The following is an 11,816-nucleotide window of genomic DNA, read 5'->3' as shown; positions in this document are numbered from 1 at the left end:
CTAATTAACTTTAATATTTTCAGCATTTCTAAATATATAAATAGTCTGAAGTAATATAATTACTGATACAACAATAAAGAATATTATTTCATTTATAAATAGTACTCCACCTATAAACTGCAAAAAAATCATAGTCATAATCATAGTTGCTATATTCCAACTGACATCCAAGTTCCACATAAGTAATCATCTAAATAAAATTTCTTTATAGATAACCGATCCATTTTCTACTCCTCCCTTTTTATTATTTCTATTGCTTCATCTTTATCTATACCTATAGCTTTCATATCTTCAATAAACTTTTTCACTAGCTGCCTACCCATATCCTCTTTTAAATTCATAACTTCATTCTCTCCTTCACTTATAAATGAACCCATCCCTCTTTTTGTATAAGTTATCCCTAACCTTTCAAGCTCTCCATATGCTCTTTGAAGTGTATTAGGGTTTACCCCTAATTCCTTTGATAACTCTCTTACCGATGGTAATTTCGTTCCTGGAGTTAATAGTCCTAAAGCGATATTCTTCTTTATAAGCTCAATTATCTGAAGATATATAGGTTCTTTATTATTAAACTCAAATCCATCTATACTTAATATCATTCTTCTCCTCCGTTACACTGTATTAATTAAATAGTACACTAACATTTCCAATTTGTAAATACTTTCCTTGCAGATTTAATGAAATATTTTCTATTTATTTCTTATATAAGTTTATAAAATGAATAAGGACCTGCACACCGCAGGTCCCATATCTTATTACTTATTCTCTATTTATTCTTAATTATCCTAGGTCTTTTTTATTATAAAGGATATAAGTTACTAAGATGGAAATAATCATCACTCCAATTGCTACTATCAGATACTTAGCTTCAAATCCATCATTTAATACCATTGATGGTATAAAATAATCTGTAGGAGATAAGTATATTAACCACTCTAAACCGTCCTTCATCTTACCAATAACGCCCATGAAAAAGCTTAAAAAGAACACTCCTAAAGATATTGCTGTAACATTGGTCCTAGCTTTTATTAATACTGAAAGCATAAATCCTAATGCCATAAAAGTATATGAAAGAAGCGCCATACCCATATAAATTATCTTAATATCCATTAGCAAATCTATAATTTTCAACTCTTCAGGCTTTACCATGATACCTACTGCCATAGTTACCACACATACAATCATTATAAATATAAACATTATAAGTGCTGAAGCTGCTAATTTACATGTAACTATCTTACTTCTTGTTACTGGCTTTGAATACAAAAATTCTATTGTACCTTCCTTTTCTTCTTTACTTAAAGCTGATACTCCAAGAATTATTCCATATATTCCTGATGCCATTACTATATATTGAAGGCAGTAGCTCATAAAATCCTTTATATTTGAAAAGTCCATCATTCCACTTATATTAAAGGCTTCTAACATTGCTGGAGGTAATGCATCTAGTTTGTCTCCTACTAAGTCCTGCATTCCCATCTCTTTCATACTTGGGAAAAGAGCCATAAATAATACAACTAGCGCACTACATACTGTAGTCCATATTATAAGTGATTTAAACTGCCTCTTAAATTCAAACTTAAATATATTCACTTTACTTTCCCCCTTCTCTTTCATAATAATTCATAAATGTATCCTCTAAGTTTTGTTCGTGAATCAGAATTTTATTAATACTATATTTAGATAACTCTTTAATAAGTTTGTCTGCACCATTAGAGTAATTAAATGTTATTTCTTTATCCTTAACATAAATTACTTCACCATTAATAGATTTAATATCTTCTATCTTTAACCCTTCCGCTTCTACTGTTACTTTTAAACCTAGGTTTTTAGTCAATTTACCTATCTCAATTGTATCCACTATCTTACCCTCTTTAATAACAGCAACTCTATGGCAGAAATTTTCAACCTCAACTAAATTATGAGAAGATAAGAATACCGTAGTTCCGGTTTTATTCTTATCTAATAATATTTCAAAAAGCTTCTTTTGAATCAATGGATCTAATCCATTAGTAGGTTCATCAAGAATAAGTATTTTAGGATTATGAATCAAAGCCTGTACAATAGCAACCTTCTTTTTGTTACCTAAGCTTAGTTCTCCCATCTTCTTTTCAACTTCTACTTCAAGCTTTTTACAAAGATTTTCAATTTCTTCACTGCTACATGAACCATAAAAACTAGCAGAGTACTTTATTATATCCTTAACCTTTACATCATCATAAAACTTAACTTCACTAGGTACATACCCCAATATTTTTTTTATTTCTGAACTTTCTTTAACTATATCTTTTCCGAATATCCTCCCTTCTCCACTACTTGGAAATATGAAGTTTAATAAAGTTCTTATTGTAGTTGATTTACCTGCTCCATTAGGACCTACAAACCCAAAAATTTCCCCTTCTTTTACAGCTAGGTTTACATCTACTATTCCCCTGTTTTTCCCATAACATTTTGTTAGACTTTTAGTTTCGATTGCATACATCTATTTCCCCTCCATTTCTTCATTTTTCTTCAATTCCTTATATACCTTTAATTTTTCATTAAATCTTTCACCTGTTAACTTTGTATAAATACCTATAGCCCCTGCGGTAATTATAAAACATACTGTAAAAATAGTAAGGTATATAAATATATTATTTTTATTATTTAAGTCAAACCAGTTAAAGCTCTTTGCAAAACCATATCCTAAAACTATTAATAATAAATAATGAATTAAAACTTTAATTCCCATCTTTACATTACTCATAAAATTAAATGTGTATAATACATATTGTAGTATTGTTAATATTATTGATATAGCTACCATTTGCCATATAAGTGAGAAAGAAATACTATTAATCCCCATAAAAGAACCTATTAAAGCATACATTATTACTTCTCCTGCAAAAAACAAACAGCATAACTTTTTTATTTCGTAACTATTAATAAAAAGTGTTCTCATCCAACCTACCTCCTTAAAAATTAAGCTTTCTCTTCAATAAAGGTACATATTGCCTAGATACTACTAGTTTTTCGTTATTTTCTAAAAGCACTTCAAGCTTCCCTCCAAATATGGGTGTAATAACTTTTATTTTAGAAAGATTTATAATAGTTGATTTTGAAGCTCTAAAAAAATCCGTATTTACAAATTTCTCTTCTAATTCATATAATCTTAAGCTACTTTCATAAACATCCTTATCTAGATAAATAAAAGTCTTTTTATCTACAGATTCAAAATAGTAAATAGCATCAACATCTAATACAAAAAGCTTTCCATCTCTTGTAGCTGTTATCTTTCTATCGAAGGCTCTAATTGCAGCTATCATTTTAAGCAAATTCTCATCTACTCTTTTACAGTTAACTACAATTTCTAAATCTTCTATGTCTTCTGATTCATTTATAGTAATCTTCATATAAAGCCTCCTTCATATTTTTCTATATTTTAAGTATATGGCTTGTACTTCCTTAGGACAATAAGTTTATACCAAGTTGTATAAATTCAATACTAAGATGCAAAAAGTAACATTTTACAAATATTTCGTTGCGCTCGCAACAAAATTATGGTATTTTATTCATTGCGAATAAATTAACTTTAGGAGGAAAATATGTCAAAAGATAATAATAGACAAGATTTAGGAAAAGATAGTATATTCAAACTTTTAATTAAATTCTCAATTCCAGCTATTATAGGTATGGTTGTAAACATGCTATACAATGTAGTTGATAGAATGTATATCGGTAATATACCAAATATCGGTGGATTAGCAATTACAGGTGTAGGAGTAACAATGCCAATTACTCAAATAATAACAGGACTTGGAATGCTAATTGGTATAGGTGCATCTGCAAGTATATCTATTGCCTTCGGTAAAAGTAAAAGAGAAGATGCTGAAAAATATTTAGGTAATGGATTCTTAGGTATAGTCATAATAAGTTTATTTGTAGCTATATTGGGTAACATGTTTGCAAAACAAATTTTAGGATTATTTGGAGCAAGTAAAAGTACTATGCCTTATGCTTTAGCATATATTAGACCACTAATGTTTGGTACTATTTGTAATCTGGTTGCATTTGGTTTAAACCACTCAATTAGATCAGATGGTAATCCAAAAACTAGTATGTACACAATGGTGTTAGGTGCATCTATTAATATAATTTTAGATCCAATATTTATTTTTGGCCTTAACTTAGGAATCAAAGGTGCTGCTTACGCTACAGTTATTTCACAATTCGTTGCTTTATGTTGGGTATTAAGCTATTTTACTCGTAGCAAAAAAAGTTCAATTAAACTTTCCTTAGCTTCTATGAAGTTTGATTCTAGAATAATGAAAGGAATTCTTACAATAGGTATGGCGCCTTTTGCAATGCAGGTAGCTTCAAGTATTGTATCTGTTATTGCAAATAAATCATTAATGGCTTATGGTGGTGACTTAGCAATAGGTGCTATGGCAATTGTTACATCTATATGTTCAATTTTTATAATGCCTATATTTGGGCTTAATCAAGGTGCGCAACCTATTATCGGCTTTAACTATGGTGCTAAAAATTATTCTAGAGTAAAAAAAACATATATGTACAGTCTAATAGGTTCAACTATAATATTAGTTTTAAGCTTTGTATTTATACAAGTTTTTCCTCACCTTGCTGTAGGTATGTTTAATAAAGATCCAGAATTAACAGATATAACTATATCAGGTATGAGAATTTTCCTTTTATCAATGCCTATTATAGGTATACAAATGACAGCCTCTAACTACTACCAAGCTGTTGGAAAATCAACTAAAGCTATGATAATAGGATTAACTAGACAAGTTATTTTCTTAATACCGTGCTTTATTATTTTACCAAAATTCTTTGGCCTAACCGGTGTTTGGGCTGCTGGCCCTATAGCTGATACTCTTGCCGTTATAGTATCATTAATAGCAATAATAATAGAAATGAGAAGTTTAAAAACTCCTGATAAACTAAATACTGAAGGTGAAATTGCTATAGCTTAACATATTAATTTTGTGATAAACTTGTTAGGATAAATAATTTCAAAAAGGTAGTGATTTTATGAAGCTTTATGAAACAGAAGGCATTGGTAGATATATTGGTTATTTTCACCGATTAGGTGCCACATACTTAACTAAAGAGTATGAAAAGTATGGAATAGGAGTTGGACAATATCAATTTTTAATTTTATTATACTTAAAAGATGGTATTAGTCATGATGAGCTTACCGAAAAGGCAGCAATTGATAAAGCAAATACTACTAGAGCTGTAAAGAAACTTGAAGCTGAAGGTTATGTTAGACTGGAAATTAATGATTCTGATAAAAGAAAATTTAAAATATATCTTACTGATAAAGCTTTAAAAATGAAAGATGAGCTTCTTAAAATATCCTTTGATTGGGAACAACACTTGTTAGAACCATTAAACTCTGATGAGTTAGATTCATTATTTTTCCTACTTAGAAAAATAGCTAGAAATCAGCCTGGATACTTTTTTAAAGAAGAAGAAAATAAATAAATTAATCCCCGGTAAACCTAACTTTACTGGGGATTGTTTTAAGCTATATCTTTAACTTTTTCTTTTCTTAACTAATTAGCTTCACATAATCTTATTCGAAAATAATTTAGTAGTATTTTTAATTTATCATAAAAAAATTAAAAATAAAAAAAATGTACAAATTTCTTAAATATTTTGTACATTCTTTAAAACATAATTATTTATAATATATTATTTTTATCTATGCCACTTTTCTATATAGAGATATAATCGAATCTTCCTCTATCATAATAATGTTAAGAGCTAAAGGAACTACTGTAGATACAGCCATTAGTGCTAATAGCATAACCACGCCTAATGCTCCAATGGTTAACGCAATATAAATATTGTAAATTACAGGTACATACATAACTATAGTGAACATTTTAGCTAATAGTAATATATTCTTATTTTTAAATTTCTTACTTAAGACTATAGATATAAGTGTCATAATTACTGGCCATAAGAATAAATAGCTTCCTCCTGGAAGAGCTATCATAAAGATTACAAGTAAAATTTCATTAAACCATAGGCCGCCATACAACATAGCCTCAAAATCTTCTCTATTTCTAGCCAATTTCTTGGATAAAATAACTACTAAGATAGAAGTTAAAACTACGGCTGCTAAAGCAATAAAGTCAGCTCCTATAACTCTAGGCATATAGGTTATCTTAAACTCAATACCAGTTACCATCGAAATTATATATGATACAGCTACTCCTATTGCTGCTACAGCTAATGCTAAACCTGTCCAAACAGTTGTCCATTTAACTACTAATTTAACATTTATTTTTAGTCTTCTCATAATTAATAGTAATGCTATTAATGAAAGTACTGCAAGTATTGTAGCTATAAGTGAAGAATAATTTATGAACATGTTAGGTAGCAGTGTAAAGAATATACTATTTTCATTTGACTCAAAATAGTTAGCTTGTCCGTATTTTAAATTATAAACATATTCTTGTACTACAGGAAGCACTTGTTCTCCATAATGCTGAATAGATGTATCACTTATATTATCATAATTATCATTTTTGGTATGATAATAATCTAAGTCATTTAATACTGCAAAGTTTATTCCAGCTAATCCTGCATTTTTAAACTCAGTAAAATCTGAACCATTAGGCATCTTATTATAAACATCTGATGCTAAAGAGTATGATACAGGTAAATTAGCTTTCTTATATAAATCTATAACTTTTTTATTATTACTACTAGTTTCAAACATTAAAGCTGGTCCTTTTATTCCGCGAGCTTCTAAGTTAACAACAAAGTTTACATTTTCATATAAACCAAAGTTGTTGTTCATCTCTTCCTTTGCACCCATAAGGCCCATTTCTTCTCCATCAGTAATTAATATCTTTATTCCATTTTCTAAATCTTGTCCACTTTCTTTTATCACTCTAACTATCTCTAAAATAGTAGAAACTCCATATCCAGCATCAGCTGCACCTTTTGATTCGCCATCCTCTCCCGATCTCTTCTTTGGAGATGAATCATAATGAGATGCAAGCATTATATAACTTCCATCCTCTCCATTCTTCCCATCAATCTTTGCATATATGTTATTTATATCATATATACCACCCTTTGAACTTTCCACATCTTCATAAGTAAATATTTCCGGTTCTAATCCTAATTCCTTTAATTCATTAACTATGTATTCTCTCACTCTTCCTAATGCTTCAGGCTGTTGTATACTATGAACCTCCCTTGAAATTTCCTTTATATGCTCTTTAGCAATCTCTGTAGAAAACCCACTTTCTTCACTTTTAGGCCTAGGCGTATATAACGATGTAATACCTAGAACAACTGATAAAATAATTGATAAAAATAAAATAATTCCTTTGTTTCTCATCTGTTTATCACCTTTCTATCCCTCTTTGGAGATATTTTATAAAATATAAAAATTATAATACAGATATAATAACAGATTTTATTTTGATAATCAAATATTTTATTTCTTAAAGTAAAAACTACCCTAAAATTTAAGGTAGCTCATTTAACTTACACTCTCAGTTCTGTTTATATTCTGTTTCTCCTTAATATTCTTTAATATATTATGAAAAATCATTGTTAATATTGGAAATATTGCTGCTATAAGTATTGCTATTCTTAAACCTAGCTGTTCTGAATTCATTGATGAACTTGATACTACCTGCCAATTATTTGTAGCTATATCTGTGATTTTCCCAACTATCCACGGTCCTATCGCAGCTCCAACATCACCAGCTGCTGCAAGTAATGCAAACATTGATGCTCCAGCTAATGGTAGTCTACTAGATGCAACTACTAAAGTTCCTGGCCATAATAAACTTACAAATATACCACAAATACCGCATGCTATTATAGATAACCAATTGTATGGTGATATTGCTACTACTAAATAACATAAAGCAGCTGCTAATGAACCTAATATCATTATCTTATTTATATTTACTTTAGAACCATATACACCATATATAGCTCTGCCTATTCCTAACATAATTGCAAAGAAACACATGCCTAACATATCTCCAACAACTTTAGGGATTAAGAGCCCTCTCTCCATAAATGTTGCCGCCCATTGATTCATACTTACCTCTGAAGCTGCCCCTAACATTATCGCAAAAAAAGCCACTATAAATATAGGATTTTTTATAAGTTCTCTTATCTTCATAACCTTAGATTCATGTATCTTTTGAGTTAGTGGCACCTTCATAAATATAAAAAAGTTTATTACTGGTACTATAGCCCAAATCATCATTATAATCCACCACTTATCTATCCCAAAAGAGAATAAGAAAATTGTAGTTACAATAACTATGGTTACTTGCCCCCAAGCATAAAAAGAATGTAATAAGCTCATAGCTGTTGCCTTGTCGTCTGATGGTATAGAATCAATAATAGGACTTATAACTAATTCTAATAATCCTCCCCCTCCTGAGAAAATTATAGTAGAAAGTATAAACCCTCCAAATATATTTCCACTAAATATTCTTGGAGTTAATGCAAATAATATTAAACCTAAAGCACAAATTCCATGAGCAATTACAACGAATGGTCTAAAACCATATTTATCAACAGGTTTACTAAATACTACATCAAAAATAACTTGAGTGACAAAGTTTATAAGCACTAACGCCCCTAATTCAGAATAAGATAACCCGTAGCTCTCTCTTAACGTTACAAATAATATTGGTACTAAATTTATTACAGTTGCTTGTACAAAATATCCTATATAGCAAGCAATAATTGTCCATTTATATGATTGTTTATCCCCCATATTTTACTCCTTACTGTTTTAATCTTATAAATTATACCATATTTATTCCATATTAACTTTATTCTTTTTTATAATCTCTGTTATTATCATTTACTCATTAATCACTGGAACTTATTATTTATATTTTACACTATATCTCCTCTTAAGGATAAAATATACTCTTTATATTTTCCTTACTCTAATGTTATTATGTAAAAGGTTATTTTCATATAATAGCTATTTTAGAATCTTTTATTAATGAAAGGATAGAATATGACTGAAGAAGATTACGAAAGATTATTAAATATAGAGACTAAAAAAGAACAAAAGAATTTTCACAAATCATTTCACTACAATAGATACGAAGCCACTCCATACTCAGCTCTTGAACTCTTATTTACCAAGTATAAAGTAAATAAATCTGATTCAATAGTTGACTATGGCTGTGGGAAAGGTAGACTTTTATTTTATATTAATCATTTCTTTAACGTTAATGTCACTGGTATAGAAATGGATAAAAACTTCTATAATAATTGTTTATCAAATACTAATTCTTATTTAATTAAACATAAAAATTCTATAAACCAAATTAACTTTGTAAATGATTTTGCTGAAAATTATAATATAAATGAAAAAGATAATAAATTTTATTTTTTTAATCCATTTTCTATACAAATATTTATGAAAATAATAGATAATATATTAGAATCTCTTGAAAAAAATAATAGACCAATAGAAATTATCCTCTATTATCCTTCTGATGATTATATATATTATCTTGAAACATGCACAACCTTCCAGCTATATGGAGAAGTTAAAATTGATAAATTGTACTATAAAGATCCAAAAGAGAGATTTGTAATTTATAAACTCGATTATACTTACTAACTTATATAAAAATAAAGTGGAGAATTTAATTAATACTTCTCCACCTTATACTTTCTGCACAGATCCATGTAAAATCATCGTATTCTCTTATATCGTGTATATCAAAATTTTTACTATCAGCCCAATATATCTCTCCATCAAAAATATCCATAAATGCATCTAATATAACACAATCATACCTTTCATCTACTGGAGCTAAATTTAGCTTGCTTATCTTCTCAAAGATAACTTCAATAGTTGATGGATTACTCTCTTGCCTCTGAAATACAACTGTAACGTTACGCCTTTTATTTATAGCATTCATCTCTAAATCTTTATTTACGTAGGCACCACTAATATAATGTACTTCCTTTATGCAACTATCATGAAAATTTCCAAATACGTTCATCAGTTTATCTATATCATCTTTTGTATTAATACTATTCCATTCCATATAAATCCTCCAATAAAACTCTATATCTTAAATTATTCCATAAAACTTCAATTTAAATCATTCTATTATATATATTTAGCTTGCTTTAATGAGAATGACTATGATGAATATCTTGAGTATGTTTATGAGAATGAACAACTTCAGTATGATAATGTACATGACTATGATAGCCTTTTATTTCATTTTTATGCAAATGTTTATGATGCCCATCATTATGACAGTGGCTATGTTCATGATTTAATTCCCTATGTTTATGGTTATGATTATGAACTTCTGTAGATGCAAAATATGTTCCAATTATCATAATAATCAATGCTATACTAAATAATATATTAGGTATATCCCTAAATATTATAAAAGATAATGCCACCCCTATAAATGGTGATATAGCATAATACGTGCTAGTTTTAGCAGCTCCTAAATCTCTTTGAGCATAAATATAGAAAAATATACTTAATCCATATGCAAAAAAGCCTAGTATCATAGCCATAATTATATACGACATATTAATTCTTCGCTCACCAATAATAAATGCAATTAATAACGAACCTATACCAGAACCAAACCCTTTAATCACTACAATTTCTAAAGGATCTTTTATCGCTAGCCTTCTTGTACAATTATTTTCAATCCCCCAACATATACAAGCCATTATTACTAAGATTGATCCAAAGGAAAAAGATACACTACTAATATCCTCCACTGTTAGTAATATACTTGATAGAGTTATTAAGCTTATTGATACCCACAATCTTTTGCTTATTGCTTCTTTAAAAAACATTAAAGCAATTATAGATGTTGCCACTATTTCAAAATTATTTAATAATGATGCATTAGCAGATGAGGTATATGTTAAACCTATCATTAAAAAAATTGGTGCTAAGATATCTAATAATACCATAGCAATAGTATATGGTATTTCATTTTTAGTTAGCTTTGCTTCCTTCTTGTTTACCTCTGTTTTTTTCTTAATTAATCCTAATATTGACATACCAAGTCCTGCTCCTAAGTATAAAAAACCTGCCATCAATGTAGGTGAAATTTCTTTTAATAACAATTTTGATATTGGCGAGCTTACCGCATATAAAATAGCTGATAACATCGCAAAAATTGTAGCTTTAATCTCTCTTAAATTCATATACTCCTCCTAATAATAATCCTAAATACCATAAAAATAGTAACCTTAATTTTCTTATGTGAGAAAACTTTTTATAGAGATTTATTAAACCTCTAAATTACTTCTACTCATTGCTGTTGCTATAAGAACTAAAAGAGTTGAAAAAAAAGCTCTATAAGCTGTATTTATTGCTTTAATATCTCTTTGTTCACCTTGCACTGAGTCTAGCTTCTCATAATTGCTGTAGTTAATCTCTAAGAAAATAGCTGTTGCATATAAAAACATTGCATTACTTATTCTAGGTATCTTTGTCCCATCTATTAGCAACTCTGCACACTTAGTATTATTAATAGTGTCTAATACTTGTGTTCTCGTATAATAAACATAGTAAATATTTAAAAGTATAGCTGTTAAAATAACTAATAAAGTATCAAAAGATAAATTTAATTGATTTACTTGTGCAATTAACGCTTCATAATCAATTTCATTTTCTGCGGAATTACCAGTTGTCTTACTATTAGAAGAGTTTTTATGCATACTATCTTTATTTATTTCCTCTTTAGAATTTTGGCTATCTTTACAGTTATTTTTAGATTCCTTTTTCATATAATAATTCCTTAAAAGAT

14 protein-coding genes are annotated in these 11,816 nt (G+C 28.6%); 3 read left to right on the top strand and 11 right to left on the bottom strand.

Annotation, left to right across the window (positions count from 1 at the left end; all coding sequences use genetic code 11):
• The 6 genes from H8S20_RS17170 to H8S20_RS17145 all read right to left on the bottom strand — a co-directional run bounded on the left by H8S20_RS17170 (position 1) and on the right by H8S20_RS17145 (position 3,392).
• Positions 1–180 (bottom strand): hypothetical protein, encoded by a 180-nt coding sequence (locus H8S20_RS17170; RefSeq protein ID WP_186860871.1) that lies wholly within the window; start codon positions 178–180, stop codon positions 1–3.
• 47 nt (positions 181–227) lie between these two features.
• Positions 228–599 carry a GntR family transcriptional regulator gene (locus tag H8S20_RS17165; protein WP_032119335.1) on the bottom strand — a complete coding sequence of 124 codons (372 nt, stop codon included), beginning with the start codon at positions 597–599 and terminating at the stop codon, positions 228–230.
• A gap of 181 nt (positions 600–780) precedes the next feature.
• Positions 781–1,593: a DUF2705 family protein gene (locus tag H8S20_RS17160; RefSeq protein ID WP_186860870.1), complete on the bottom strand. Its 813-nt coding sequence runs from the start codon at positions 1,591–1,593 to the stop codon at positions 781–783.
• Position 1,594: 1 nt separating this feature from the next.
• Entirely contained in the window at positions 1,595–2,482 is an 888-nt protein-coding gene (locus H8S20_RS17155; protein WP_186860869.1) for an ABC transporter ATP-binding protein, read from the bottom strand.
• Positions 2,483–2,941, bottom strand: coding sequence for a hypothetical protein (locus H8S20_RS17150; RefSeq protein WP_186860868.1), 459 nt, complete (start codon positions 2,939–2,941; stop codon positions 2,483–2,485). It lies immediately after the preceding gene.
• Between the two features lie 13 nt (positions 2,942–2,954).
• Positions 2,955–3,392 (bottom strand): LytTR family DNA-binding domain-containing protein, encoded by a 438-nt coding sequence (locus H8S20_RS17145; protein WP_186860867.1) that lies wholly within the window; start codon positions 3,390–3,392, stop codon positions 2,955–2,957.
• Between the two features lie 192 nt (positions 3,393–3,584).
• On the opposite strand from H8S20_RS17145, the gene H8S20_RS17140 reads away from it, so the two are divergent.
• Together H8S20_RS17140 and H8S20_RS17135 are read left to right on the top strand one after the other, a co-directional pair.
• Positions 3,585–4,976: an MATE family efflux transporter gene (locus H8S20_RS17140; protein ID WP_032119340.1), complete on the top strand. Its 1,392-nt coding sequence runs from the start codon at positions 3,585–3,587 to the stop codon at positions 4,974–4,976.
• Positions 4,977–5,034: 58 nt separating this feature from the next.
• Entirely contained in the window at positions 5,035–5,490 is a 456-nt protein-coding gene (locus tag H8S20_RS17135) for a MarR family winged helix-turn-helix transcriptional regulator (RefSeq protein WP_032119341.1), read from the top strand.
• 220 nt (positions 5,491–5,710) lie between these two features.
• Here the strand turns inward: H8S20_RS17135 and H8S20_RS17130 are convergent, their stop codons facing one another.
• A complete protein-coding gene (locus H8S20_RS17130; RefSeq protein ID WP_186860866.1) occupies positions 5,711–7,366 on the bottom strand; it encodes a M28 family peptidase in 1,656 nt (551 codons plus the stop codon).
• A gap of 144 nt (positions 7,367–7,510) precedes the next feature.
• The gene (locus H8S20_RS17125; RefSeq protein WP_186860865.1) at positions 7,511–8,773 is read right to left on the bottom strand and encodes an MFS transporter; all 1,263 of its coding nucleotides are present in this window, start codon (positions 8,771–8,773) and stop codon (positions 7,511–7,513) included.
• Positions 8,774–9,025: 252 nt separating this feature from the next.
• Between H8S20_RS17125 and H8S20_RS17120 the strand changes: the two genes are divergently transcribed.
• Complete coding sequence (locus H8S20_RS17120; RefSeq protein ID WP_186860864.1) at positions 9,026–9,640, top strand: methionine biosynthesis protein MetW; 615 nt, start codon at positions 9,026–9,028, stop codon at positions 9,638–9,640.
• A gap of 25 nt (positions 9,641–9,665) precedes the next feature.
• Here H8S20_RS17120 and H8S20_RS17115 read toward each other — a convergent pair whose 3' ends face one another.
• From H8S20_RS17115 to H8S20_RS17105, 3 genes are all read right to left on the bottom strand, one after another.
• Positions 9,666–10,073, bottom strand: a complete 408-nt coding sequence (locus tag H8S20_RS17115) for a hypothetical protein (RefSeq protein ID WP_051986929.1) — start codon at positions 10,071–10,073, stop codon at positions 9,666–9,668.
• 85 nt (positions 10,074–10,158) lie between these two features.
• Complete coding sequence (locus H8S20_RS17110; RefSeq protein WP_032119350.1) at positions 10,159–11,211, bottom strand: DMT family transporter; 1,053 nt, start codon at positions 11,209–11,211, stop codon at positions 10,159–10,161.
• 84 nt (positions 11,212–11,295) lie between these two features.
• Positions 11,296–11,796 (bottom strand): hypothetical protein, encoded by a 501-nt coding sequence (locus H8S20_RS17105; protein ID WP_186860863.1) that lies wholly within the window; start codon positions 11,794–11,796, stop codon positions 11,296–11,298.
• Between the last annotated feature and the right edge of the window lie 20 nt (positions 11,797–11,816).

Source organism: Clostridium hominis (genome assembly GCF_014287825.1).
Lineage (GTDB): Bacteria > Bacillota > Clostridia > Clostridiales > Clostridiaceae > Clostridium > Clostridium hominis.
This window is presented reverse-complemented; position numbering and strand designations above follow the sequence as displayed.